The organism is Delftia tsuruhatensis (genome assembly GCF_903815225.1).
Taxonomy (GTDB): Bacteria; Pseudomonadota; Gammaproteobacteria; order Burkholderiales; family Burkholderiaceae_C; genus Comamonas; species Comamonas tsuruhatensis_A.
Map to the genome: position 1 here is coordinate 4,820,078 of NZ_LR813084.1, position 23,402 is coordinate 4,843,479.

Genomic DNA, 23,402 nt, shown 5'->3' on the forward strand with positions numbered 1-23,402 from the left:
GGAGGTCCCGATAAACTGGTCCATATTGTAGAAAAACATCCATGCCCCCACGCCCCGTGCAACAGCGCCTGCGGCGCCCTTGACCTGGCTGAACCATGGCAATCAAAGATCTCCCGGCCGAGGCCAAGCCCCGCGAGAAACTCGCTGCGCGCGGCCCCTCGGCATTGTCCGACACGGAACTGCTGGCCATCGTGCTGCGCACCGGCATGGCCGGCAAGGGCGTGCTGCAGCTGGCGCAGGAGCTGCTGGAGCTGCCCGGCCAGGGCGGCCTGTCCGGGCTCTTGCAGGCAGGCTATGCCGACCTGTGCCACATCAAGGGACTGGGCCCGGCCAAGCGCGCCGAGCTGCTGGCCGTGCTGGAACTGGCGCGGCGTGCCATGGCCCAGCAACTGCGCGAGCGCCCGGCACTGACATCTCCCCAGGCCGTGGCCAGCTATGTGCAGATGCATCTGGCGGCCAGGCCCCACGAGGTGTTCGCCGTACTGTTCCTCGACGGCCAGCACCGGCTGATCGCGCTGGAGGAGATGTTTCGCGGCACGCTGACCCGCACCAGCGTCTATCCAAGAGAAGTGGCGCTGCGGGCGCTGCACCACCATGCGGGCGCGGTCATCCTGGCCCACAACCACCCCAGCGGCCGTGTCGAGCCCAGCGCCGCCGACAGGGCCATCACCCAAAGCCTGCAGGCCGCGCTGAACCTGATCGACATCCAGGTGCTGGACCACTTGATCGTGGCACCCGGCGCCGCGCTGTCCATGGCCGAGCAGGGCCTGCTCTAGAGCGTGGCCCGCCATGGCCGCCGCCATGCCGAATTTGCGGTACAACCGGCCTCACCATGACGTTGAAAGCCACGAGCCTCCAGGACCTTGCGCCGCTGCGCCGCGCGCTGGCCGAAGCCGCCGCGCAAGAGGCCCTGCTGCGACAGCAGCGCGCCGAAGCGGCGCGCCGCGCATTGGCCGAACAGAAACTGTTCGAGAACACCGTGGGTCCCGTTCATGCGCTCAAGGCCTCGCCCGCACGCCACCGCCACGCCCCCGAGCCGCCCGAGCCGCTGCCCCTGCAGCTGGAGCTGGACGAGCAGCGCGTGCTGCAGGAGGCCATGAGCGACGAGTTCGACGTCAGCACCCTGCTGGACATCGACGACCAGCTGAGCTTTCGGCGCCCCGGCATCGGGCGCGACGTCACGCACAAGCTGCGCGGCGGCCACTGGAGCATCCAGCGCCAGCTGGACCTGCACGGCCTGCGCGTGGACGAGGCCCGCGAGGCCCTGGGCCAGTTCATCCGCCTGGCCCACCGCACGGGCATACGCTGCGTGCGCGTGGTGCATGGCAAGGGACTGGGCTCGCCGGGCAAGACCCCCGTGCTCAAGGGCCGCGTACAGCGCTGGCTGGTGCAGAAAAAGGAAGTGCTGGCCTTCGTGCAGGCCCGCCCCGTCGATGGCGGCGCGGGCGCGCTGGTGGTGCTGCTGCAGCCGGGCAAGCGCCAGCTGTATTGACGGTGTCCTGCCCCGGCAAAGGGGTCAGTCGCCCTGGGATGACGGCAGCAGCGGCGCGCTGCCCAGCGCAGCCTGGCGCCAGGCGCGGGGACTGGCACCGAAGGCTTGCCGGAACAGGCGAGCGAAATGCGCGGCGTCGTTGAACCCCCATGCAAACGCGATCTCGCTCACCCGCCGCCCCGCCTGCCGGGGATCGGACAGCTCGCGCCGGCAGGCCTCCAGCCGCTTGTGCCACATCAGCCTCGACAGCCCCATCGGCTCGGCGCGAAACAGCCGGCCCAGGTAATCCGGCGACACGCCCAACGCCCGGGCCATGCCGGCCACGGACAGTTGCGGGTCGCGCAGATGCTCCATGAGGTACTGCCTGGCCCGCGTGACATGGAAGGACGCCATGGTGGAGGCTCCGCGCGCGTTGGCACCCGGCAGGCTGCGCAGGCCCGCCGCGATCATGCTCACGATGGACTCCGAGAAGCTGACGGCCGACGACGGGTCCTGGCTGCGCTGCAGCGTATCGACCATCGTGCCCAGCAGATGGGCGGCCGCACAGGCTCCCGGCACGGCGACGGCGGTCAGGTCCTCAAGATCCGGCACGTGCGGCGCCAGCGCGGCGCGCGGCAGCCTCACCACGATGACTTCGTGCGTGGGGCTGCCAAAGCACAGCTCATAGGGCCGGGATGTCTGATAGACAACGAAGTCCCCCTGCCGCACGGTGGCCTGGCGGCCCCCCTGGCTGACCAGCGCGCTGCCCGAGCGCTGGATCTGCACCAGGCAGAAGTCGCGGCCATCGCGGCCGATCAGCCGGGGGGGTGCGACGCACCTTGCGCACCGAGGAGTGCAACTGCGTCAGCTCCAGCGGACCCAGGCGGCTCAGTGCGATCTCGCCGACGATATCGCAGGATTCGGGGCGTTCACACTCCAGCGGCACATAGGCGGCACAGACCATGTCGTTCCAATAGGCGAAGCGGTCGCGGACATCGACGCTGGCCGTGCTCATGCGCGTTCTCGTCAGGGCCGAAGGCGCGGCTGCGCACGCGTTGTCTGACAGCAGGGCATCGGTGGACATGGGGGCCTCGCAAGGAAAAGGCAGCGGCAAGGTGCAGGCTGCACGCCAACCAGTCTAGTGGCGTGTTCCGGGGCGCTTGCTGGGTGAATCCCTGGGCGCGCAGGACGGAACCAGCCATGAAAGCGGTCGTTTCCAGCACAGCGCCTTTCGCCGCGTGCCCATACCCTTTGATCTTCATCATTGCCCTGGAGCGAACCATGGCCCTCGCGCACCCGAAGTACCACGTTGCCGTCGTGCAGGCAGCGCCCGTGTGGCTGGATATGGATGCCACTGTCGACAAGTGCATCGCCCTCATCGATGAAGCCGCAGCCAGGGGCTGCAAGCTGATCGCCTTTCCCGAGACCTTCATTCCCGGCTACCCGTGGCATATCTGGATGGGTCCTCCGGCCTGGGCCGTGGCGCGCGGCTTCGTGCGCCGGTACTTCGACAATTCCCTGTGCTACGACAGCCCCCAGGCCGAACGGCTGCGGCAGGCGGTCCGCGCGTCAGGCATCACGGCCGTGCTCGGTCTGTCGGAACGCTGCGGCGGCTCGCTGTACATCGCGCAGTGGACCCTGGGCCCCGATGGCGAGACCATCCATCGGCGGCGCAAGGTCCGGCCCACCCACGGGGAACGCACGGTGTTCGGCGAGGGCGACGGCAGCGACCTCGCCGTGCACGACACGCCGCTGGGCCGGCTGGGCGCGCTGTGCTGCTGGGAAAACCTGCTGTCGCTCAACAAGTTCGCCATGTTCTCGCAGCATGAGCAGGTGCATGTGGCGTGCTGGCCCAGCTTCTCCACCTATGAGCCCTTCGCGCACCAGTTGGGCTGGGAAACGAACAACGCCATCAGCAAGGTGTATGCGGTGGAGGGCGGCTGCTTCGTGCTCGCGCCCTGCGCCACCATCAGCGATGCGATGGTCGAGGAGCTGTGCGACACCCCCGACAAGCGCGCGTTGACCCATGCGGGCGGCGGACATGCGGTGATCTACGGACCCGATGGCAGTGCGTTGACGGACAAGCTGCCCGAGACCCAGGAGGGCCTGCTCATCGCCGAGATCGACCTGGGCGCCATCGGCGTGGCCAAGAATGCCATGGACCCCGTCGGCCACTATTCGCGTCCCGACGTCTACCGGTTGATGCTCAACCGCGAGCCCGGCCGGCGCGTGCAGGCCTTCTCGCTGCCGCTCACCCCCCAGGATGTCCCGATGGCGGCCGCTGCCGGCCCGGCCTGACAATGCAGGCCACCCCCGCAACCGAGGCGGCCGATGCACATCGATCAGCGCCAGCTCCAGTGCTTCCTGGAAGTCGTCAATACCGGCAGCATCAACCGCGCCGCACAGAAGCTGCATATCGCGCAGCCGGCATTGAGCCGCCGGATACAGCAGCTCGAACACGCCCTGGGCACCGAGCTGTTCGTGCGAACCAAGGCCGGCGTGGACCTGACTGCGCCCGGACAGCGCCTGTACGGGAAAGCGCAGGCCTGGCTGATGGAATTCGAGCGCCTGCAGCAATCGATGCGCCAGGAGGTGGAGCCCGGTGGCGATGTCCTGCGGCTGGGCATGGCGGCGGGCCCCATGGCATTGCTGCTGCCGCGTGTGATGGCATGGGCGGTCGAGCTGTCCCCCGGGCTGCGCCTTCGCGTCATTGAAGGCGATCGCCCCTCATTGCGAGAACAGATCTTTGCCGGACAACTGGATTTCGCCATTTCCACGGACGTCTGCCCGCAGCCCCGGATCGCACGCGAGCCGCTGTGGAAGGAGGCCCTGTTCCTGGTAGCGCCCCGCGCCACAGCCGACCGGCCGGCCCCCTTCGTCATTCCGACCAGCGACTCCGACATTGCGCGTGCGGTGGCGGATGCGGCGGCTTCGATCGGGCTGCACCCGGACTCGGGCATCGCCGTGACGCCGACGGCCAGCGTCAAGCGGCTCATAGCGGCGGGAGGAGCCCGTTCAATCCTGCCGTTCTCGGCCGTGCACGAAGAGGCGCTGAAGGATTCCCTTCAGTTGCAGTCCATTCCAGGCGCCTTCGTGGAGCGCCATCTGATCTGGCTGAAGGACCGTCCTCGCAGCGCAGCGGCCGATGCCTTGCACGCGGCCATCCGCCATAGCGTGAGCGCCATGCTGGCAGCCACCGGCGGCGAGTGCCTTGTGCGCAGCGAGACGGCATCTGCCCCGTGATGGCCCCTGCCGCGCAGTGGCCCCGCCGCGATGCGCCATTCACCGCGCGGCCGGCACCGGCCTGAAGCGGACCGGGCCATCGCGCCGCAGTTGCGCCACCAGCGCCAGTTCCCAGTCGATATAGGCCTGCATCTGCGTTGCCACATCGCCCTGGTAGTCATACGGCAGAACGTAGACATCGTCGGCCTCGTCCGCCCAGCGCGGGTCCGCCGCCGAAAGCGGCCCGGCGCTGGCGGCCCATTCGCGGTTGCCGCCCGCCAGGGCGAGCACATGGGGCGGCAACCCGCTGTCGACGGCCACGGCCCATGCGGCCGTCTCGCCATCCGTGCTGGTCAGCACGATGCGCTGCGCCGCAGGCACGGCCTGCAGCGCCTGCTGCAACCGGGAGCGCACGGCGAACCATGCCCCGGGAATGTGCGCGCGCCGGTAGGCGGGGCTGGGCGACAGATCCATCACCAGCGCCTGCCCGGCGGCGATCCACTCGGCCAGTTGCGCCGGTGCGACCAGACGGTCTCCCGGTGGCGCCTGCCAGCGGCGCAAGGGCTCGGGGCCTTGCCGCAGCGTTCCCGCCTCGGAGATGGCGATGACGGCCACGTCGTCGCAGCCCATCTGCCACAGCATCACGGCCACGGCGTCGGCACGCAGCGTGTCGTCGGATGTGACGACGATGCGGCTGTGGCGCACGGGCGCATATTCATCCAGCTGCTGCAGCAGCTGGCCGCCCGCTGCATGGACAAAACCCGCCGGATGGCCGTCGAGATGCTCCTGCCGCGTCCGGATGTCGAACGCATAGAGCGTGCGCGAGACGTCGCCGCGCAGCTGCTGCCACTGCTGCGCGCCAAGCCGCGGGATCTTGCAGCGCTGGCGCAGCGCGGCCACGGCCGGGCCGAAGCCTGCCGCGCACTGCGCGACGGGAGGCGGCAACTGCGCATCGCCGCCCGAGGCCGTCTGCAGGCCGGCCAGCTGCCAGCCCATCGTGCCGTTGCGCAGTGCGTAGATGGGATTGGGCAGGCCGAGCAGGCGTAACAGGCAGGCACCGATGATGCTGCGCGTGCGCCCCGCACAGTGCACGACGATGGGCGTATGCCCGTCCTGCAACAGCCCGGGAACGCGCCATGGCAGTTCCACGCCGGGGCAATGCAATGCACCGGGAACACGCACCCGCAAATGCTCATCCAGGGGCCGGCTGTCGAGCAGCAAATGTTCCCGCGCGCCACGGCGCCACAGATCCAGCGCGGTTGCGTCGAGCGCATCGATGTTCCATGCATGCTCGATCCACTCGCCGAAGGCCTTGCCCAGGACGTTGAAGCCGCGAAACACCTCGCCACCGCCAGCCGCCCAGGCAGCGACGCCACCCTCGAGCACCGCGACATCGGTATAGCCCAGGGCCTGCAGCCGCTGCGCGCCGCGCTGTGCCAGCATGGCGTCGGCCTGCCCGTCGTCGAGCACGACGATGGGCACATCCAGACGCGGCAGGCGCTGCGGCGCATCGGCCTCCAGCGTCCCCAGCGGCAGGCATGCCGCCGCCAGCAGATGCCCCTGGCCGAAACGCCCTTGCTCGCGCACGTCGAGCAAGGCGAGCTCCTGCGGCGCGGCCAGGCGCTGGCGCAGGGCTGCAATGTCGATGCGGCGGATCATAGGATCAGCGGCTGCGGCGCATAGTGGCCGCTGTCCCGCCCCTGGGCATCGAACCGGCGCCGGCCCGACTGCCTCTCCATCGCCGCGCCGTAGAGGTGCAGATTCAACAGCCGGGTGTCGGGCTCGACGCGGATGCTGTGCACGTCCTGCGGCATGAGGGCGATGGAGGCGCCCTCCTTCAATGCGATCTCGCGGACGGCGGTGATGCGCTCGCTGCCATCGGCCAGCGTCTCGCGCCGGTAGAGCCGATTGAACTCCGTGCCATGGACGGCTGCGATCACCGCCCAGGTGTTGTGGTCATGGGGCGGCGAGGCCAGGCCGCCGTCGCTGCGGTTGGCATAGAGCGTGCACCCGCATTCCATGTCCGTGCCCAGCGTATGGAGCACGCTGATCTGCCCCGGCGGCAGCGCGAAGCGCTCATAGGTCAGCAGATCGCGGCGGGCGGCCAGGCGTCCAAGAATGGCCTGGATGTCCGCCAGCGCGGCGCGATCGACGCCTGCGAGTGCTACCACACGGCGCACCTGCGCCAGGGTGCTGCGCACCATTTGAGTCAACAGGTCTTGGTTCTGCATCCGTCTCTCCTTGTCAGTCCGGCGCCGCTGCGGCTTGCATGCGCGCAAAGGCCTTTGCCAGGTCTTCGACCAGATCCCGGGGATCCTCCAGCCCCGCATGCACACGCAGGTAGCGCCCGCCTGTGCTCCACGCGCCAGCGCTGCGATGGCGTGAGGGGTCGTCTGGAAACAGCAGGCTTTCGTAGCCGCCCCAGGAGCCTCCCAGGCCGAAATGCGCCAGCCCGTCGAAAAAGGCTTCCCATGCCCGCTGCGCCACAGGGCGCAGGACGACGCCGAACAGGCCGGATGCCCCGCTCCAGTCGCGCAACCAGACGGCATGATCGGGATGGTCGGGGAGCCCCGGATGCAGGACGCGCTCGACCTGCGGCCGCGAGGCCAGCCAGCGCGCCAGCTGCAGGCCGGTCTGCCCGTGCTGGCGAAGGCGCGGCCCCAGCGTGCGCAGGCCCCGGAGCACGGCATAGGCATCATCGGCGCCCACGCACCAGCCGAACTGGCGGTACACCGGCTCCAGGCGCGCATGGGCATCGGCGCTGGCCGTGGCGATGCCCATCATCACGTCGGAATGCCCGCACAGGTACTTGGTGGCGGCCTCCACGACCACGTCGGCGCCATGCTCCAGCGGACGAAAAAGCATGGGGGTGGACCAGGTGTTGTCGAACACGATCACGGCGCCCGGCGCTTGCTCGCGGACGGCGCGCACCAGCGCCCGCATGTCCGGGACCTCGAAGGTCAGCGAGCCGGGCGCCTCCAGGTAGACGACGCGGGTATCGCCGCGCAGGCAGCCCCGCAGGCCGGCCGGGGTCGCGGCAAAGAAGTCGCAGCGCACACCGATGCGTCCGAGATGCGTGGCCGCAAAGCGGCGCGCCGGCGCGTAGGCGGTATCGATCATGGCCAGGTGATCGCCGGGCGCCAGCAGGGCGCTGAGCGTTCCGGAGATCGCCGCCAGACCGCTGGGATACAGCAGGCTGCCGTGGCCGCGGGCCAGTTCCGTCATGGCCTGCTCCAGCGCCAGCGTCGTCGGGGTGCCGTAGCGGCCGTAGGTCAGCTGGCCCGGGGCATGGGCCTTGCCGGCTTCAAACGCGGCGAGATGGGGGTACAGAATCGTCGAGGCCCGGCAAACGGGCGGGTTCACCATGCCGAAGAACGCTGGCGGATTGCGCCCGGCGGCGACGAAATCCGTATCGCAAGGGCCTGTCATTGCAATACCTCCCATGCGCAGGCCAGGCGCGACATCGCAGCCTGCAGGATCTGGGGCGATGCGGCAAACGACAGGCGCAGGCAGCCTGCGGCGCCGAAGGCGCTGCCCGGCACCAGCCCCAGCCCATGCTCGCGCAGCAGCCAGTGCGCCAGGTCGGCGTCATCGGCCCGGGCGATGGCGCCGCGCGCCTTCAGTGCCTGCACCGCCGTGGTGGCGTCGAGCAGCAGGTAGAACCCGCCACGCGCGGGCCGGCAGCGCAGCCCGGGCAGGGCCTGCAGTGCCTGCAAGACCTGCGCATGGCGCTCGCGGAACGCGGCACGCATGGGCAGCACGGGTTCGTCACAGAGGTTCAGGGCCGCCAACGCGGCGGCCTGCGACACCGAACTGGCGCAGGACGTCACCTGCGACTGCACGCGCTCCATGGCCTCGACCAGATCGCGCGGTCCCGCCGCGTAGCCGATGCGCCAGCCTGTCATGGCGTAGGCCTTGGACACCCCGTTGATGACCACCGTCCGGTCGTACAGCCCAGGACAGGCCTGCAGCCAATGCACGAAAGGCTCGTCATCCAGCAGGATCTTTTCGTAGATGTCATCGCAGACCACCAGCAATTGCGGGTGCGCGGCCAGCACCCGGCCCAGCGCCAGCCAGTCGCTGCGGCCATGGCGCGCTCCCGTGGGATTGCAGGGGCTGTTGAGCACCAGCAGCCGGCTGCGCGGCGTGATGGCGGCGGCCAGCGCCTCGGGCTGCAGCAGATAGCCCTGCTCGTACGTGGTCGGCACCCGCACGGTGCCGGCACCGGCCAGCCGGGCGATGTCGGCATAGCTGACCCAGCCCGGCGTGGGCAGCAGCAACTCGTCGCCCGGCGACAGCGTGGCCATCATCAGGTTGAACAGCGACTGCTTGGCGCCACTGGAGACGATGATCTGGTCCAGCCCGTAGCGCAGGCCGTGGTCGCGCTGCAGCTTGGCGGCAATGGCCTCGCGCAATGCGGCGGTGCCGGCCATCGGCGTATACCGCGTCTGGCCGGCGCGGGCCGCGGCCAGGGCGGCGTCCACGACCGGGGCAGGCGTGGGAAAGTCCGGCTCGCCGGCGCCCAGCACGACAATGTCGCGCCCCTGCGCGCGCAGGGCATGGGCCGCCTGCTCGAAGGCCAGGGTGGGGGACAGGCGCACGGCCTGCATGCGGGCGGCGATGCGCCGCTCCTGGGTGGGCAGTTCAGACATTCAACACCTTTCCGGGGTTCATCAGTCCCTGGGGATCCAGCGCGCGCTTGATCCTCTGCATCAGCCTCAGCTCGACAGACGGCTTGTAGCGCCGGGTCTCGTCGACCTTGGCCTGTCCGACGCCATGCTCGGCAGAGAACGAGCCGCCTGCCGCATCCACCGCGTCATAGACATGGCGGTTGACGCGCGCCTCCATCTCCTCGAATGCCGCACCGCACAGACCTGCGGGCGGGGCCACGTTGAAGTGCAGATTGCCGTCGCCGATGTGGCCGAAGACCAGCAGCTCGGTGCCGGGAAATGCCTTGGCAAGATCGACGCGCATGTGCTCGATGAACTGCGCGATCTCCGAGATCGGCAGGGAGATGTCGTGCTTGAAGTTCGGCCCCTGCTTCACCTGGGCCTCGGCCGACAGCTCTCGCAGGCGCCAGAGTTCGCGCGACTGGGACAGGGAGCCGGCCACCACGGCGTCCAGCGCACATTCGGCCTCCAGCGCCTCGGACAGCAGGGCCTCGCAGGCCGCACGGGCGCGCGCCTCGTCCCCGCCGTCGCCGCATTCGATCAGCACCCAGGACGCGCAGGCGATGGGCAGCGGCCTGCGGCATTGCGACGGAAAGTGGTGCTGGGCCAGGGCGACGCAGCGGTCGTCAACCAGCTCGAAGGCCGTCAAGGCCGCGCCCAGATGGCGCTGGGCCATCTCGAACAGCCGCACCGCCTGCTGCGCTCCGGCCAGCGCCACGAAGGCGGTCACCTGAGCCGCCGGGCGGGGAAACAGCTTCATGGTCGCGGCCGTGATGATGCCCAGCGTGCCCTCCGCGCCAATGAACAGATCCCGCAGGTCATAGCCGGTGTTGTCCTTGCGCAGGCCGCGCAGGGATGACCACAGCTCGCCTTCGGCAGTGACCACCTCCAGGCCCAGGCACAGCTCGCGCGCATTGCCATAGCGCAGCACCTGCACCCCACCGGCGTTGGTGGACAGGTTGCCGCCCAGCGTGCAGGTCCCCTCGGATGCCAGCGACAGGGGAAAGAGCCGCCCATGGCGGGCCGCCAGCTCCTGCAAGTCCGCCAGGCGGCAACCGGCCTCGGCCGTCACGGTGCCGTTGACGGGGTCGGTGCGGCGCACGGCATTCATCCGCGTCAGCGAAACCAGCAGCGCGCGGCCGCTGCCGTCCGGCACGCCCGCCCCCACCAGGCCGGTATTGCCGCCCTGGGGAACGATGGGCACGCCATGGGCGGCGCACCAGCGCACGATCGCCTGGACTTGCGCGGCATCGGCGGGCTGGGCCACGGCGAGCGCGCGGCCCCGCCACCGGCCGCGCCAGTCTTCAAGAAAAGGCGCCATGTCATGCGCAGAGGTCAGCAGGCGGGCCGGGACCTGGCTTTGGAGTGCATCGAGATTCATGGATTCCCCATCCGGGTTGGTGTGTCAGGGGGCGGAGGCGCCGGGGGCTTGCGTCGCCATGCCGGCGTCCTTCACCAGCTTGCGCCCGGCGGCCAGCTCCTCATGCACGAAGGCACGGAACGCAGTCCGGTCGAGCTTGAAGGGCTGTGATCCCAGCGCCTGCAGCCGCTGCGCCGTGGCGGGATCGTCAAGTGCCTTGCCGACCCAGTGGTTCAGCTCGTCGGCCTTGGATGCGGGCATGCCGGGCGGCCCCACCAGCCCCGCCCAGACCCGCATCTCCACGCCGGGCACGCCCGCTTCCCGCGCCGTCGGCACGGCGGCGAGCGCCGGCGAACGCTGGGGCGAGAGCACGGCCAGTGCGCGCAATTTGCCCGCCAGCAGGGGTTCACGCACGACGGTCAGGGTCACCACCATCAGGTCCACATGGCCGCCCATCAGGTCGGTCAGGGCATTGGAGGCCCCGCGGTAGGGCACGTGGACCAGCCTGGCGCCGGTGCGGTGGCCCAGCAGCTCGCCGGCCAGGTGCGGGGACGTGCCGGCCCCCGGCGATGCATAGGTCAGCGGCCGGTCGCCGCGCATGCCGGCGGCCAGCAGGCTTTGCAGCGAGTCGTAGGGGCTGGCCGCGCGCACGACCACCACATTGACGCTCTCCGCCACGGCCGCGATCGGCGTGAAATCCCTCTCCGGGTCCCATCGTGCGCCCGTATTGAGGGCGGCGCCCGCGCCGTGCTGCGAGGCACCTGTCATGTACAGCAAGGAGGAGCGGGCGCCGCTGCGGCTCACCAGGTCGGCCGCCACATTTCCACCCGCCCCCGGGTGGTTTTCGACGATGACCGGACGGCCGGCCTCGGCGGACAGGCGCGGCGCCAGAATGCGCGCCCATTGGTCGGCGGAGCCGCCAGCCGAGTAGCCGACGACGATGCGCAAGGGCTCCTGCGGCGCTTGTGCCAAGGCCGGGGCGGTGAAAGCGCATGCGGCCAGGCACCAGGACAAGGCCCGGGCCATCCTCGGCACCATCGGCACACGAACGGGACAAGTGCATCTCACGAAGGTCTCCTGCGGAAAGGGGAATGCGGGGAACAGGGGCCACTCTAGGGGTGCGATGGCTGTTTCACGTCATGCCGGATGGGCATGGCGCCGGCGTATGCCCATCCGGCATATCCGCGGCGGGGCAGGACTCTGCAAAATCGCCGCATGACGCCCTCTTGCCCACCCCGATTCACGGCTGCAGCCGTCCAGGCCGCGCCGGTCTTTCTCGACTCAGACGCGACGATCCGGCGAAGCCTGGACCTGATCGCGCAGGCCGCGGCGCGGGGCGCGCAGCTGGTCGTGTTTCCCGAACTGTGGTGTCCCGGCTATCCCTGGTGGGTGTGGCTGGGCAGCCCCGCCTGGGGCAGCCGCTTCGCCCAGCGCTATGCCGACCAATCGCTGGAGCGCGACGGCCCGCAATTGCGCGCCATCGCAGCGGCGGCGGCGAGGCACCGCATGCACGTCAGCTTCAGCTTCTCGGAGCGCCAGGGCGGCAGCCTCTACATCAGCCAGGCCCTGTTCGGCGACGACGGCCGGCTGCTGCACTGCCGGCGCAAACTCAAGCCGGCACGCACGGAACGCGGCACGTTCGGCCAGGGCTCGGGCAGCGACCTGCGCGCGGTCGATACGGCGCTGGGCCGATTCGGACAGCTGTGCTGCGGAGAGCACTACCAGGTGCTGTTCAAGGCCGGCCTCATGGCCCAGGGCGAAGAGGTCCACGTCGCGGCCTGGCCCTCCTTCAGCCTGCTGCGGGGCAGCGCCTTCCGCACGGGGCCGGAAGCCGCGCAGCTGGCCAGCCGCAGCTACGCGCTCGAAGGCCAGTGCCATGTGATCATGGCCACCAGCGTGGCCGACACCGACATGCTGGAGACCGTGTGCGACACGCCCGAGCGGCTGCGGATGATGTCGCCGGTCGGCATGGCGCGCTCCGGCGGCAGCTCCATGATCTACTCGCCCGACGGCGAGATGCTCTGCGAGGCGCTGCCCGAGGGCGAGGTCGGCCTCGTGCTGGCCGAGATCGACCGCGGCCGCATCGCCAGCGCCAAGATCGCGGTGGACGCCTTTGGCCACTGGGCGCGCCCGGACATCGTGCAATTGCGGCTGTGCCTGTCCGATGCGGCAGGCCTGCCCGCTTGCGAACCCTTTGGCGAGGCCGCGCCATGACCGCCACGGACGAGCGCAGGCGCCCGTTGCGCGTCGCCGCCGTGCAGGCGGCCCCGGTATTCATGGACCGCCAGGCCTCGCTCGGCAAGGCGCTGCACCTCATCGAACAGGCGGCTGCGGCGGGAGCGCAGCTCGTCGCCTTTGGCGAGGCCTGGCTGCCCGGCTACCCCTGGTGGATCTGGCTGGATTCGCCGGCTGCGGGCATGCCATGGGCCGTCCGGCTGCATGCGCAGGCCCTGGTCCGCGAAGGAACCGAGATGGCGCAACTGTCGGCCGCGGCCCGAAAGCACGCCATCGTGGTCGTGATGGGCCATGTGGAACGCTTCGGCGCCAGCCTGTACCTTGCGCAGTCGATCATCGATGTGGACGGGACCGTGCAGCACAGGCGCAAGCTCAAACCGTCCAATCACGAACGCTCGCTTTTCGGCGAAGGCGATGGCAGCGATCTGCGCGTGAAGGAGACGGCCGCGGGCCGCGTGGGCGCCCTGTGCTGCTGGGAGCACCTCATGCCGCTGTCGCGCCATGCGCTGGCGATGCAGCATGCGCAGATCCATGTCGCGGCGTGGCCCGCGCTCAGCATGGGGCGCGACTGGCGCTACACCATCGGCCCCGCGATGACCGCCGCCATCAACCAGACACTGGCGGTGGAGTCGGCGTGCTTCGTCATTGCACCCACGGCCGTCCTCGACCAGGACCTGATCGCGGCGCTGTGCGACACGCCTGAAAAGCGCCGCCTCATGGGCGTCGAAGGCCGCAGCGCGGCGGGCGGCGCCGCCATGGTCTACGGGCCCGACGGCGCGCCAATGGCCCCGCCTCTGCCCGAGGACCAGGAAGGCCTGGTGCTGGCAGACCTCGATTTTTCGGCCCTGACCCTGGCCAAGCGCGTGCTCGATACCACTGGACATTCCGCCAGGCCGGACGTGCTGCGCCTGCATGTGGACTACCGCGCGCAACCCAGCGTCGTCTACACCGAGGCACCGCCCTCTTCAAGCCACGGGAGCGAACCATGACAGTGACCCGATTGCACCGCCTGATCGCGGCCGCCCTGCTCGCCACCGTGGCGGGACACATGCACGCACAAAGCCATGCGCCGGCCCGCATCGTCGTCGGCTTCCCCGCGGGCGGTTCTGCCGATACCGTGGCGCGGCTCATCGCGGACAAGCTGCGGGATGAATGGAAGCGGCCCGTGCTCGTCGACAACCGGCCGGGGGCCGGGGGCCAGGTCGCGGCGGCCCTGCTGAAGGCGCAGCCCCACGATGGCTCCGTCGTCATGCTGGCGCCCGACGGGCTGGTCACCACCAACCCATTCGTCTTCAGGCGTCTGCCGTATGCCCCCGGCGACCTGCTGCCGGTCTCCGTGGTGGCCGAGTTCCCGTTCGCGCTGGCCACCGCAGCCGGCTCCGGCGCCCGGGACCTGCCGTCCTACGCCGCCTGGAGCCGGCAACACCCCGGCAAGGCCAGCTTCGGCTCGCCGGCGGCAGGCTCGCCGCCGCACTTCACCGGCACGATGATCGGCCGTGACATCGGCGTGCCCCTCATGCATGTTCCCTACCAGGGCAGCGCCCCGCTCATGACCGCCATCATGTCGGGCGAGATCGCGGGCGGCATCGCAACGCTGACCGACATGATCGAATTCCACCGCGCCGGCAAGCTGCGCGTGCTGGGCATCTCCAGCGCCGCGCGCGCCAGCGTGCTGCCCGACGTCCCGACGTTCGCCGAGCAAGGCTACAGGCAGCTCGTGGTGACAGGACGCTACCTGGTTTTCGCGCCCCCGGGCACGCCCGCGCATGCCGTGCAGAACTGGAATGCCGCTCTGACCAAGGCACTGGGCCAGGCCGACCTTCGCCAGCGGCTGGCGGCGCTGGGCATCGAGGCCCGCACCGGCTCGCCGCAGGAAGCCGCCGCCCTGCTGCAGGAAGCCGCGCGCCTGTGGGAGCCCGCGATCCGCGCATCCGGCTTCGTGGCGGACTAGGACGGCAACTGCGGCAGCCATGCAGGCATTCAGGCCGCCACCGCCACCGCCTTGCGCGAGCGCCCTATCACCAGCGCCATCACCGCCGCCACCAGGCAGGCCAGCCCCGCCGCGTACAGTGCGGGCGTATAGGTCAGCAGCAGGGTGCGCGTCAGGCCCGCACCCCAGGCGGCCGTGGCCGCACCCAGCTGGTGCGCCGCGAAGATCCAGCCGAACACCAGGCCCACCTTCTGCGGCCCGAAATGCTGGCCCGCCAGCTTGACCGTGGGCGGCACGGTGGCGATCCAGTCCAGGCCGTAGAACATGGCGAACAGGCCCAGGCCGTAGAAGGTGAACTCCGAATGCGGCAGCCAGAACAGCGACAGTCCGCGCAGGCCGTAGTACCAGAACAGCAGCTTGCGGTTGTCATAGCGGTCCGACAGCCAGCCCGACAGCACGGTGCCCACGAAGTCGAAGGCGCCCATCATGGCCAGCACCGAGGCCGCCGGCACGGCCGACATGCCGAAGTCACCGCACAGCGAGATGAAATGCGTCTGCACCAGACCGTTGGTGGACAGCCCGCAGATGAAGAAGGTGCCGGCCAGCAGCCAGAAAGTGCGGTTGCGCGCGGCCTCGGCCAGCACCTTGAAGGGCGTGGCCAGGGTCATGGCCACCGGCTGGGCGGCCCCCGCCGGCACCGGCTCGCCGCCATACGGCGCCAGCCCCACATCGGCGGGCCGGTCGCGCATCAGCGCCCAGGCCAGCACGGCGATCAAAGCGCTGGCCGCGAACACCGGCACGGTGGCCGAGCGCCAGCCCCAGTGCTCGATCATCCAGGCGGCCAGTGGCAGGAAGGCAAGTTGTCCCGTGGCAGCGCTGGCCGTGAGCAGGCCGATCACCAGGCCCCTGCGCGCCACGAACCAGCGGTTGGCCACGACGGCGCCGAGCACCAGGGCCGTCAGCCCCGTGCCCATGCCCAGCAGCAGGCTCCACAGCACGAACAGCTGCCACAACTGCGTGGCCTGGGTGACCAGGGCCATGGCGCCGCCCACCAGCAGCAGGCCCGCGCACATCACGGCGCGCAGGCCGAAGCGCTCCATGAAGACGGCCGCGAAGGGCCCCAGCAGGCCGAACAGCGCAAAGCGCAACGCCAGGCTGCTCGATATCTGCTCGGTGCTCCAGCCGAACTCGCGCGACAGCGGCTGCAGCATGGCGCCGGGCAGGCCCAGCGCCGCCGACATGGTGAGCATGGTCAGGAAAGTGATGGCGGCGACCAGCCAGCCGTAGTGGATGCCGCGTCGCTGCAGCCAGCGCGCCGTGGGGTGGGAGAGCATGGGAGGCCTCGTCTCGGGTTGGGGATTCGGTACGGCTGCGGTGTGCACCCTAGTCTTGTGCAGGCACGTCGAGCAGCTCCAGGCACTCGTCGATCAGCCCATGCAGCGCCGCCACGCGCTGGGCGCCCAGGCGTGCGTTGATCTCGTTTTGCGCCGTCTTCCAGCACTGCTTGGCCTGCTCGCGCCGGGCCCGGCCCTCTTCGGTGATGTGGACCAGGCGGCTGCGCTGGTCCTCGCCAGGCCCCATGCGCACCCAGCCCGCATCGACCAGGGGCTTGAGGTTGCGCGTGAGCGTCGAGGCATCCATGCGCATCCGCCGTGCCAGGTCCACCGGCCGCACGGGACTGGAGGCCAGCACGTGGCTGAGCAGCGAATACTGCGTGATGCGCAGCCCGCTGGCGGCCAGATGGGCGTCATAGACCTGGCCGATGCCACGCATGAGCTGGCGCACGCGGTGGTTGGTGCAGCCCTGGGGCATGGGAAAAAGGTCGGGATCGCTGCGCATGGAAAGCATTATTGCATATACAACTGTTGTAGCTACAATAATTTCCACGGCACCATCCCGGTCGCTTGCACACCAGAAAGAGAGACATTCCATGGACACACGTACCACCCCGCCTTCGGACGGCGCCCCCTCACCGGCCCTGCAGGCCTGGCTGGACGAGGAACAGGCCGTGCAGGCGCGGCTCGACGCCGGCCCCGGCCCCGGCGTGGCGCGTCCCGACCAGATCGCGGGGCGCAGCGGGCTGGAACTGATGCAGGCCATGTTGCGCGGCGAGCTGCCCTATGCACCCATCGCCCGCACGCTGGACTTCATGCTGATTTCGGTGGATGAAGGCAGCGCCGTGTTCCAGGGCCGGCCCGGGCCCGCGCACCTGAACCCCATGGGCGGCATTCATGGCGGCTGGTTCGCCACGCTGCTGGATTCGGCGCTGGGCTGCGCCGTCCATACCCGCATGCCGCCGGGCCGGGGCTATACCACGGCCGAACTGGGCATCAACCTGGTCAAGGGCCTGACCCCGCGCGTGGCGCGCGTGCGCGCCGAGGGCCGCGTGCTGCACTGCGGCCGCCAGCTGGCCACGGCCGAGGCCCGCCTGGTGGGGGCCGACGGCACGCTGTATGCCCATGCCACCACCACCTGCCTGGTGTTCGAGCTGCCGCCAGCGCGCTGAAGACCGGCACCCTCGCGCCCCGCGCCAGGCGCGCTCCCTCCTTTTATTTGGAGAGGTCCAGGCGGTACTTGGACGTACCCTTGCCCGATCCGTCATCCGCCGCGACCAGCGAGATGTTGTCCAGCCCCGCGGCCCGGGCCACGGGCAGCGCGTTGGCGCCGGAGCTGAACACCACGTTGGCCGAGGTGGCCACCTTGGTGAAGCGCCAGCTCTTGGCGCCACCGTTGGCCGCGCGCGTGATGGCGCCGTGCTTGCGCACATAGCCGATCACCACGTCGCGGTTGGCATCGGGCGAGGCCCAGATGGCGCTGGAGCCGTCCAGCTTGGCGATGAAGCCCTTGCCGCTGGTGGCGCGGTAGTTGTTTGTGGCGATCACGAACTCCTGTGCGGCGTCGATGGGCTTGCCCAGGTACTGCAGGTTCCTGATGCGGCTGCCCACGGGCTGGGTCACGTCGATCTCGTACTGCACGTCGGCCGTGGTGAACATGTCGAAGTTGTAGCCGGGGAAAGTGCTGATCAGCGGCTGCTCGCCCGTCTTGGCCGGGTCGATCTGGTTGAAGCGCTTGGCGGCGGCCTCCAGCCAGTCCTTGATGTCGGCGCCGTTGACCTTCACCGCGTAGACCGTGTTGGGATAGAGGTACAGGTCGGCCGCGTTGTAGATGGCCAGCGGGCCCACGGCCACGTCGGTGTAGTCGGCGCCGCCCTGGAAGCCCGACTTGAAGGGCGCGCTGACCGACAGCACCGGCAGTTGCGCGTACTGCGGCAGGTTGGCCTTCACGTAGTCGGCCACATAGTCGCGCTGCGCCTGGTTGACGATCTGGATGGCGCCCGGATCACCCACGTCGGCGAACAGCGTGCTCATGCGGAAGTCCGTGCTGCCGATGGGCGTCTTCACGTACTGGATGGCGGCCTGGTGCTGGGTCTCGATCAGCGGCGCCACCGTGGGGTCTGCCGCGACATACGTGGCCTTGCCCGCGGCGTCCTTGCCGGTCTGGATATTGCGCAGCTCGCTCTTGCCCGCGCTCTTGTCCACGCTCCACTGCTTGCCGTCCCACTTGAGCGCCAGCTGTATCACGCCCAGCGCCTTGCCCCAGGAGCTGGCCATGACGGCCTGCACGCCGTTGATGGTGCCGGCCTTGTTGTCCACGCCGGGCTGCGAAAAGGCTGGCGTGGCCGCCGAGTCGGGGAAGACGCTGTGCTGGTGGCCCATGACCATGGCGTCGATGCCGGCCACCTGGCTCAGGTACAGGCCCGGGTTCTCCATGGTCGGCGAATAGGCCGCGCCATCGAGGCCGCCGTGCAGCATGGCCACGACCACGTCGGCGCCCTTGGCGCGCATCTCGGGCACGTACTTGCGGGCCGATTCGACCGCGCCCTCGGTGTAGAGCTTGCCTTCGAGGTAGCGCTTGTCCCAGTTCATGATGCCGGGCGTGGTGAAGCCGATCACGCCGATCCTGATGGGCAGCTCCACGGCCTTGCCGTCCTTGTCCTTGGCCGCGATCTTGCGTTCCAGGATCGCATAGGGCTGGACCAGGGGCTGCCGGGTCTTGCTGCTGTAGACGTTGGACAGCGCCATCGGGAAACCGTTGCCCGCGCACTTCAGGGATTTGTCCACCCCGTCCACGTCCAGGCCGCCGCCCAGCACCTGGTTCAGGAACGGCAGGCCGTAGTTGAACTCATGGTTGCCCAGCGTGCCGGCGTCGAAGCCCAGCGCGCCCATGGCCTTGTACATGGACAGCTGCTGCGTGCAGGGGATCCTGGCGACCTCGGCCTCGTAGTCGGCCAGGGCCGTGCCCTGGATGGTGTCGCCGTTGTCCACCAGCAGGGTGTTGGCGAACTCCTTGCGAGCCGCGCGCACCAGCGTGGCCGTGCGCTCGAAGCCGTAGGACGGGTCCTCGGCCAGCTTGAAATAGTCGAAGCTGCGCACGTTGAAATGCAGGTCCGTGGTCTCCAGCACGGCCAGCGTGGCCGTGGCCGGCTGGCTGGCGACCGGCGGCGGGGTGCTGTCGTTGCTGTCGCTGCCGCCGCAGGCGGCCACCAGCGCGGCGCTGGCCAGGACGCTCAGGGCCAGCCGGCGGGACAGGATCAGGGATTGCAGGGTGGGAAGTTGACGGACCGGCATGTGGTTTTTGTAGCAATGAGGAAGTGCATGAGTGTCCCGGCCCGTATTGACAGGCCTGTGACACCCATGCCGCTCATTGCACGCCGGACGGCTGCATTCCCGAACGCAGCGGCAGCGGCCCCATGCCGCGTCCGTAGATGCGCCGCACCCTATCGCCCAGCGGGGGATGCGATTCCAGCCAGGCCTGGAGGTGGCTGCCGCCCGGAGCGTCCACCAGCAACATGTGCTGCACGGCCGGATGGTTGAGCCCGACATGGCTGCGCGCATCGCCCGAGCTGCCATAGTGGCGCCGCTCTTCCTGGCGCTGCGTCATGACCTTGCGCAGCACGCCGCCCAGGCCGTCGCGGCTGCGCGTCCACTGCACGGCGCGGGCATCGGCCAGGAACTCGCGCTGGCGCGACACCGCGGCCTTGAGCAGGTGGCCACTGAGCCAGCCCACGAAGCCAGCGGCCATGATGGCCGAACCGAACCACCAGAAGGGACCGCCGCGCTCGCGCAGCGTATCGCCGTAGTTGTAGACCAGTTCCAGGCCGAAGACCATGCCGCCCAGCTGCATGTTCATGCGCGTGTCGCCTTCGTGCAGGTGGGACAGCTCATGCGCCACCAGGCCCTGCATCTCCTCGCGTGTCAGATGCTCCAGCGCGCCCTGCGTGACGGCCAGCACGGCGTCCTTCGCGTCGTCCCCGTCCCATCCCGCGGCAAAGGCGTTGATGGCCTCGGTGCGCGCCAGCACCATGACCTGGGGCGCCTGCATGTGGGCCGCGATGCACATCTCCTGGACGATGTTGCACAGCTGCTGCTCGGCCAGGCTGCTGCCGGGGCGGGCCTCGCGTGCGCCCACGCGCCGCGCCAGCCGCTGACCACCGCCGCGCAGGCTGTCGGTCTCCAGCCACCAGCCGCCCAGCACCAGAACCAGGGTCACGCCCACGTTGACGGCCGTGAAGCCGGCCGGATAGGCCCATTGGCCCGGCAGCATCCACGCCGCCAGCAGCCAGGCCAGTGCCAGCCCCAGGTGCACGGCGGCCACCACGGCCAGCACGCACAGTGCGAAGGCCAGCAGCAGCCAGCGGGTATTGCGCCGCGCCTCGCCTTGCCGGTGCCAGAACCTCATCGCCGGTGGTCAGGCATCAGAAACGCACCTGCGGCGCCAGCCGCTCCTCGGACGACTGCGTGGCCTGCAGCATCTGCAGATGGGCAAAGCCCAGCAGGCGCGCGATCAGCAGGTCGGGGAAACGGCTGGAGCGGTCGTTGTATTCGAGCACCTGGTCGTTGTAGGCCTGGCGGGCGAAGCCGATGCGGTTCTCGGTGCTGGCGATCTCCTCGGCCAGCGACTGCATGCGCTCGTCGGCACGCAGCTCGGGATAGGCCTCGCTGAGCGCCATCAGCCGCCCCAGGCTGCCGCCCAGCGCCTGCTCGGCCATGGCCAGCGCGCCCATGGCGCCGGCCTGGCCGGGATGCTCACGCGCCGTGCTGGCCGCGCCCACGGCCTGGCTGCGCGCGCGGGCCACGGCCTCCAGGGTCTGGGCCTCGTGCGCCATGTAGCCGCGTGCCACCTCCACGAGGTTGGGGATGAGGTCATGCCTGCGCTTGAGCTGCACGTCGATCTGCCCATAGGCATTCTCGACGCGGTTGTGCAGCTGCCGCAGGCGGTTGTAGGTGACGACGGCCCAGATGCAAGCCAGCACCAGGGCAAGCACCAGCCAGATTCCGGTATCCATGGCTCCTCCTCCTTTTGTCGTTGGGGGAGATGCATCTTAGATGCGTGTTCAACCGCCGCGATTGCGCATCCAGTCGGCGGTGTTCATGAAGCTGGCCTTCAGCCGCACGCGCAGGTCCTCCGGCACGCCGATCTCGCCCATGGCCTGGTCCATGCAGGCCACCCATTGATCGCGCTCCTGGATACCGATGGAAAACGGCATGTGGCGCATGCGCAGGCGCGGATGGCCGAAGCGGTCCTGATAGTAGTCTGGGCCGCCCAGCCAGCCGCACAGGAACCAGAAGAGCTTTTGCCGCGCATCGGCCAGCGTGCTGCCGTGGGCGGCGCGCAGCTCGGCATAGCCGGGCTCCAGGTCCATCAGGTCGTAGAAGCGGTCGACCAGGGCCTGCACCTTCGGCTCGCCGCCTATCCATTCATAAGGGGTCTGGGGGACGTTGTTCTGGAAATCCTCTGACATGGCTGCTTCGGGCGGGCGCGTGAATGAAACCCGCAATTGTCAGGCATGCGCCATGTCCGTACCCGCCGTGCCGGCGCGCAGGAAGGCGAACACGGCCAGTGCCGTGAACACGGTGATGCCCGCCAGCACGTCGAGCAGACTGGTGAAGGCCTGGCCATAGGCCTCGAGCACGGCAGGCGCGGACACCCCCGGCAGCAGCGCCATGGCACTGGCGATATCGCCCGTCACCAGCAGTTGGGCCGCCTGCCGCGCCGCCGGCAGCGCGGCTGCGTGCGCGGACAGCCGCGACGCCAGCAGGGCCGCGAACCCCGCACCCACCAGGGCCAGGGCAATGCCCTCGCCCGCCACGCGCACGGTGCTGAAGATGCCCGTGGCCATGCCGGCGCGCTCGCTGGGCACCACGCTCACGGCCAGGCCGTCCATCAGGCCCCAGGGCAGGCCGATGCCCAGGCCGATCAGCACCAGCGGCGGCGCCATCCGCGCGAAGTCCGTGCCCGGGCCGCAGCCTCCCAGCCACAGCAAGCCCAGTGCGCAAACCAGCAGCCCCGCCGCGCACAGCAGCGCGGCCGATACCCAGCGCGCGAGCCAGCCCGCAAGCAGAGGGACACACAGCATGGGCAGGGACAGCACGAACATCAGTCTTCCCGCCTGCATCGGCGCCATGCCCTCCACGCCGATGAAACGCACTGGCAGCAGCACCAGCAGCACGACGAAGGCATAGGCAGGTGCCGCCGCGAGCAGTTGCACTCCCACGAAGCGCGGGTAGCGAAACAGCGACAGATCCAGCATGGGCTGCGGGGTGCGGCCTTCCACACGCACGAATGCGACCAGCGCCAACCCCGCGCCGGCCAACGGCAGCAGTGCCGCTGCGCTGCCCCAGCCGGTCTCCGGCCCCTGCAGCACCCCCCAGGTCAGCAGGGCCAGTGCGGTTGTGAACAGCCAGGCACCGCGCCGGTCCAGACGCTGGGCCTGCGGGTTGCGGGACTCGGGCATGCAGCGCAAGCCCAGCACCAGTGCAGCCAGTGCCACGCCCGCCACGCAGAGCACCACCCCGCGCCAGCCCGCCACGCCCAGCAACCATCCCGACAGCAGGGGACCGAAGGCCAGACCCACGCCAAACGACGTGCCCACGCAGCTGAAGGCCCGCATGCGCCCCGCCCCCTCGAAGACCTGGGCCAGCGCCGCCGTACCGCCCGCCAGCGCGGCCGCCGCGCCCAGGCCCTGCAGCGCACGCAGCAGATCGAACAGGAGGATGGCGCCCTGGCCGGTCAGGCAGCCCTGGGCCAGTGCACTGACCAGCACCACGGCCAGCCCGGACAGAAAGACACGCCGGCGCCCATGCAGGTCGGCCAGCGCGCCGCAGGCCATCAACGTCGCGCCAAAACTCAGCATGAAGGCATTGGTGACCCAGTTCAGGGCCAGCGGCCCTCCGCCCAGGGCCTCGCGCAACGCCGGCAAGGCCACGGCCGGCCCCGTGAAGCTCAGCGGCATGGCCAGCGCCGCCAGGCACACCGACAGCAGAACCCAGGCCGGTGAAGCCGCGCGGGAAGACGGGCCGGCGTCCGCGACGCAGGCCGAGGGGGAAGAAGAGGACATGGGGAGACAGCGCTTTCAGGCAAGGCCCCGGTCAGGGGTGACCGGGCATGTATCAACGATAAAAGCGCTTCAATTCCAGGAAAATATCTGTTTCACTCCCAATACTCCCAACCACA

The 23,402-nt window shown here is 69.8% G+C and carries 22 protein-coding genes and 1 pseudogene; 8 read left to right on the plus strand and 15 right to left on the minus strand.

The genetic code is table 11. From position 1 onward, the window contains the following. Positions 1 to 95: 95 nt before the first annotated feature. Both radC and L1Z78_RS21915 read left to right on the plus strand, forming a co-directional pair. Positions 96 to 776, plus strand: coding sequence for a RadC family protein (gene radC, locus L1Z78_RS21910; protein WP_234638450.1), 681 nt, complete (start codon positions 96 to 98; stop codon positions 774 to 776). 56 nt (positions 777 to 832) lie between these two features. Then, positions 833 to 1,492 (plus strand): Smr/MutS family protein, encoded by a 660-nt coding sequence (locus tag L1Z78_RS21915; RefSeq protein ID WP_234638451.1) that lies wholly within the window; start codon positions 833 to 835, stop codon positions 1,490 to 1,492. Between the two features lie 24 nt (positions 1,493 to 1,516). Here the strand turns inward: L1Z78_RS21915 and L1Z78_RS28110 are convergent, their stop codons facing one another. Both L1Z78_RS28110 and L1Z78_RS28020 read right to left on the minus strand, forming a co-directional pair. Continuing rightward, positions 1,517 to 2,011: a helix-turn-helix domain-containing protein gene (locus L1Z78_RS28110; RefSeq protein WP_326491987.1), complete on the minus strand. Its 495-nt coding sequence runs from the start codon at positions 2,009 to 2,011 to the stop codon at positions 1,517 to 1,519. After that, a pseudogene (locus tag L1Z78_RS28020) lies at positions 1,994 to 2,305 on the minus strand (AraC family transcriptional regulator); the annotation flags it as partial. The pseudogene L1Z78_RS28020 and the gene L1Z78_RS28110, both read right to left, overlap by 18 nt. A 447-nt stretch (positions 2,306 to 2,752) precedes the next feature. On the opposite strand from L1Z78_RS28020, the gene L1Z78_RS21925 reads away from it, so the two are divergent. Continuing rightward, positions 2,753 to 3,769, plus strand: coding sequence for a carbon-nitrogen hydrolase family protein (locus L1Z78_RS21925; RefSeq protein ID WP_234638453.1), 1,017 nt, complete (start codon positions 2,753 to 2,755; stop codon positions 3,767 to 3,769). Positions 3,770 to 3,802: 33 nt separating this feature from the next. Beyond that, positions 3,803 to 4,714: a LysR family transcriptional regulator gene (locus tag L1Z78_RS21930; RefSeq protein WP_234638454.1), complete on the plus strand. Its 912-nt coding sequence runs from the start codon at positions 3,803 to 3,805 to the stop codon at positions 4,712 to 4,714. Positions 4,715 to 4,753: 39 nt separating this feature from the next. Here L1Z78_RS21930 and L1Z78_RS21935 read toward each other — a convergent pair whose 3' ends face one another. Genes L1Z78_RS21935 through L1Z78_RS21960 form a run of 6 tightly spaced genes read right to left on the minus strand, consistent with a single transcriptional unit; the run spans position 4,754 to position 11,671 of the window. Continuing rightward, positions 4,754 to 6,352 (minus strand): rhodanese-like domain-containing protein, encoded by a 1,599-nt coding sequence (locus L1Z78_RS21935; RefSeq protein WP_234638455.1) that lies wholly within the window; start codon positions 6,350 to 6,352, stop codon positions 4,754 to 4,756. Continuing rightward, on the minus strand, positions 6,349 to 6,924 hold the full coding sequence (locus L1Z78_RS21940; protein ID WP_234638456.1) for a cysteine dioxygenase: 576 nt from the start codon (positions 6,922 to 6,924) through the stop codon (positions 6,349 to 6,351). The genes L1Z78_RS21935 and L1Z78_RS21940 overlap by 4 nt, the downstream gene beginning before the upstream one ends. Positions 6,925 to 6,937: 13 nt before the next feature. Further along, the gene (metC, locus tag L1Z78_RS21945) at positions 6,938 to 8,122 is read right to left on the minus strand and encodes a cystathionine beta-lyase (RefSeq protein WP_234638457.1); all 1,185 of its coding nucleotides are present in this window, start codon (positions 8,120 to 8,122) and stop codon (positions 6,938 to 6,940) included. After that, a complete protein-coding gene (locus L1Z78_RS21950) occupies positions 8,119 to 9,345 on the minus strand; it encodes a pyridoxal phosphate-dependent aminotransferase (protein ID WP_234638458.1) in 1,227 nt (408 codons plus the stop codon). The genes metC and L1Z78_RS21950 overlap by 4 nt, the downstream gene beginning before the upstream one ends. Beyond that, positions 9,338 to 10,744 carry an FAD-binding oxidoreductase gene (locus L1Z78_RS21955; RefSeq protein WP_234638459.1) on the minus strand — a complete coding sequence of 469 codons (1,407 nt, stop codon included), beginning with the start codon at positions 10,742 to 10,744 and terminating at the stop codon, positions 9,338 to 9,340. Before L1Z78_RS21955 ends, L1Z78_RS21950 begins: the two co-directional genes overlap by 8 nt. Positions 10,745 to 10,768: 24 nt before the next feature. Further along, the gene (locus tag L1Z78_RS21960; RefSeq protein WP_234638460.1) at positions 10,769 to 11,671 is read right to left on the minus strand and encodes a Bug family tripartite tricarboxylate transporter substrate binding protein; all 903 of its coding nucleotides are present in this window, start codon (positions 11,669 to 11,671) and stop codon (positions 10,769 to 10,771) included. Between the two features lie 267 nt (positions 11,672 to 11,938). Here L1Z78_RS21960 and L1Z78_RS21965 point away from each other — a divergent pair, with 267 nt between their 5' ends. Genes L1Z78_RS21965 through L1Z78_RS21975 form a run of 3 tightly spaced genes read left to right on the plus strand, consistent with a single transcriptional unit; the run spans position 11,939 to position 14,909 of the window. After that, a complete protein-coding gene (locus L1Z78_RS21965; RefSeq protein WP_234638461.1) occupies positions 11,939 to 12,937 on the plus strand; it encodes a carbon-nitrogen hydrolase family protein in 999 nt (332 codons plus the stop codon). Then, positions 12,934 to 13,947 (plus strand): carbon-nitrogen hydrolase family protein, encoded by a 1,014-nt coding sequence (locus L1Z78_RS21970; RefSeq protein ID WP_234638462.1) that lies wholly within the window; start codon positions 12,934 to 12,936, stop codon positions 13,945 to 13,947. The genes L1Z78_RS21965 and L1Z78_RS21970 overlap by 4 nt, the downstream gene beginning before the upstream one ends. Next, positions 13,944 to 14,909 (plus strand): tripartite tricarboxylate transporter substrate-binding protein, encoded by a 966-nt coding sequence (locus L1Z78_RS21975; protein WP_234638463.1) that lies wholly within the window; start codon positions 13,944 to 13,946, stop codon positions 14,907 to 14,909. Before L1Z78_RS21970 ends, L1Z78_RS21975 begins: the two co-directional genes overlap by 4 nt. A 29-nt stretch (positions 14,910 to 14,938) precedes the next feature. Here the strand turns inward: L1Z78_RS21975 and L1Z78_RS21980 are convergent, their stop codons facing one another. Together L1Z78_RS21980 and L1Z78_RS21985 are read right to left on the minus strand one after the other, a co-directional pair. After that, on the minus strand, positions 14,939 to 16,222 hold the full coding sequence (locus L1Z78_RS21980) for an MFS transporter (protein ID WP_234638464.1): 1,284 nt from the start codon (positions 16,220 to 16,222) through the stop codon (positions 14,939 to 14,941). Positions 16,223 to 16,271: 49 nt separating this feature from the next. Further along, a complete protein-coding gene (locus L1Z78_RS21985; RefSeq protein WP_234638465.1) occupies positions 16,272 to 16,727 on the minus strand; it encodes a MarR family winged helix-turn-helix transcriptional regulator in 456 nt (151 codons plus the stop codon). 91 nt (positions 16,728 to 16,818) lie between these two features. On the opposite strand from L1Z78_RS21985, the gene L1Z78_RS21990 reads away from it, so the two are divergent. After that, complete coding sequence (locus tag L1Z78_RS21990) at positions 16,819 to 17,394, plus strand: PaaI family thioesterase (RefSeq protein ID WP_234638466.1); 576 nt, start codon at positions 16,819 to 16,821, stop codon at positions 17,392 to 17,394. Positions 17,395 to 17,437: 43 nt separating this feature from the next. Here L1Z78_RS21990 and L1Z78_RS21995 read toward each other — a convergent pair whose 3' ends face one another. The 5 genes from L1Z78_RS21995 to L1Z78_RS22015 form a co-directional block, all read right to left on the minus strand. Continuing rightward, positions 17,438 to 19,516, minus strand: a complete 2,079-nt coding sequence (locus L1Z78_RS21995; protein WP_234638467.1) for a bifunctional 2',3'-cyclic-nucleotide 2'-phosphodiesterase/3'-nucleotidase — start codon at positions 19,514 to 19,516, stop codon at positions 17,438 to 17,440. 73 nt (positions 19,517 to 19,589) lie between these two features. Beyond that, complete coding sequence (locus L1Z78_RS22000) at positions 19,590 to 20,627, minus strand: M48 family metalloprotease (RefSeq protein ID WP_234638468.1); 1,038 nt, start codon at positions 20,625 to 20,627, stop codon at positions 19,590 to 19,592. A 16-nt stretch (positions 20,628 to 20,643) separates the two neighbouring features. Then, complete coding sequence (locus tag L1Z78_RS22005; RefSeq protein WP_234638469.1) at positions 20,644 to 21,234, minus strand: LemA family protein; 591 nt, start codon at positions 21,232 to 21,234, stop codon at positions 20,644 to 20,646. 48 nt (positions 21,235 to 21,282) lie between these two features. After that, complete coding sequence (locus L1Z78_RS22010; protein WP_234638470.1) at positions 21,283 to 21,690, minus strand: group II truncated hemoglobin; 408 nt, start codon at positions 21,688 to 21,690, stop codon at positions 21,283 to 21,285. 39 nt (positions 21,691 to 21,729) lie between these two features. Continuing rightward, positions 21,730 to 23,286 carry an MFS transporter gene (locus tag L1Z78_RS22015; RefSeq protein WP_267966993.1) on the minus strand — a complete coding sequence of 519 codons (1,557 nt, stop codon included), beginning with the start codon at positions 23,284 to 23,286 and terminating at the stop codon, positions 21,730 to 21,732. Between the last annotated feature and the right edge of the window lie 116 nt (positions 23,287 to 23,402).

Excerpts from the sequence above, each read along its gene's own strand:
- radC (WP_234638450.1), top strand. The coding sequence starts at position 96 with ATGGCAATCAAAGATCTCCCGGCCGAGGCCAAGCCCCGCGAGAAACTC.
- L1Z78_RS21915 (WP_234638451.1), top strand. The coding sequence starts at position 833 with ATGACGTTGAAAGCCACGAGCCTCCAGGACCTTGCGCCGCTGCGCCGC.
- L1Z78_RS28110 (WP_326491987.1), bottom strand. The coding sequence starts at position 2,011 with ATGGTCGATACGCTGCAGCGCAGCCAGGACCCGTCGTCGGCCGTCAGC.
- L1Z78_RS21925 (WP_234638453.1), top strand. The coding sequence starts at position 2,753 with ATGGCCCTCGCGCACCCGAAGTACCACGTTGCCGTCGTGCAGGCAGCG.
- L1Z78_RS21930 (WP_234638454.1), top strand. The coding sequence starts at position 3,803 with ATGCACATCGATCAGCGCCAGCTCCAGTGCTTCCTGGAAGTCGTCAAT.
- L1Z78_RS21935 (WP_234638455.1), bottom strand. The coding sequence starts at position 6,352 with ATGATCCGCCGCATCGACATTGCAGCCCTGCGCCAGCGCCTGGCCGCG.
- L1Z78_RS21940 (WP_234638456.1), bottom strand. The coding sequence starts at position 6,924 with ATGCAGAACCAAGACCTGTTGACTCAAATGGTGCGCAGCACCCTGGCG.
- metC (WP_234638457.1), bottom strand. The coding sequence starts at position 8,122 with ATGACAGGCCCTTGCGATACGGATTTCGTCGCCGCCGGGCGCAATCCG.
- L1Z78_RS21950 (WP_234638458.1), bottom strand. The coding sequence starts at position 9,345 with ATGTCTGAACTGCCCACCCAGGAGCGGCGCATCGCCGCCCGCATGCAG.
- L1Z78_RS21955 (WP_234638459.1), bottom strand. The coding sequence starts at position 10,744 with ATGAATCTCGATGCACTCCAAAGCCAGGTCCCGGCCCGCCTGCTGACC.
- L1Z78_RS21965 (WP_234638461.1), top strand. The coding sequence starts at position 11,939 with ATGACGCCCTCTTGCCCACCCCGATTCACGGCTGCAGCCGTCCAGGCC.
- L1Z78_RS21970 (WP_234638462.1), top strand. The coding sequence starts at position 12,934 with ATGACCGCCACGGACGAGCGCAGGCGCCCGTTGCGCGTCGCCGCCGTG.
- L1Z78_RS21975 (WP_234638463.1), top strand. The coding sequence starts at position 13,944 with ATGACAGTGACCCGATTGCACCGCCTGATCGCGGCCGCCCTGCTCGCC.
- L1Z78_RS21980 (WP_234638464.1), bottom strand. The coding sequence starts at position 16,222 with ATGCTCTCCCACCCCACGGCGCGCTGGCTGCAGCGACGCGGCATCCAC.
- L1Z78_RS21985 (WP_234638465.1), bottom strand. The coding sequence starts at position 16,727 with ATGCGCAGCGATCCCGACCTTTTTCCCATGCCCCAGGGCTGCACCAAC.
- L1Z78_RS21990 (WP_234638466.1), top strand. The coding sequence starts at position 16,819 with ATGGACACACGTACCACCCCGCCTTCGGACGGCGCCCCCTCACCGGCC.
- L1Z78_RS21995 (WP_234638467.1), bottom strand. The coding sequence starts at position 19,516 with ATGCCGGTCCGTCAACTTCCCACCCTGCAATCCCTGATCCTGTCCCGC.
- L1Z78_RS22000 (WP_234638468.1), bottom strand. The coding sequence starts at position 20,627 with ATGAGGTTCTGGCACCGGCAAGGCGAGGCGCGGCGCAATACCCGCTGG.
- L1Z78_RS22005 (WP_234638469.1), bottom strand. The coding sequence starts at position 21,234 with ATGGATACCGGAATCTGGCTGGTGCTTGCCCTGGTGCTGGCTTGCATC.
- L1Z78_RS22010 (WP_234638470.1), bottom strand. The coding sequence starts at position 21,690 with ATGTCAGAGGATTTCCAGAACAACGTCCCCCAGACCCCTTATGAATGG.
- L1Z78_RS22015 (WP_267966993.1), bottom strand. The coding sequence starts at position 23,286 with ATGTCCTCTTCTTCCCCCTCGGCCTGCGTCGCGGACGCCGGCCCGTCT.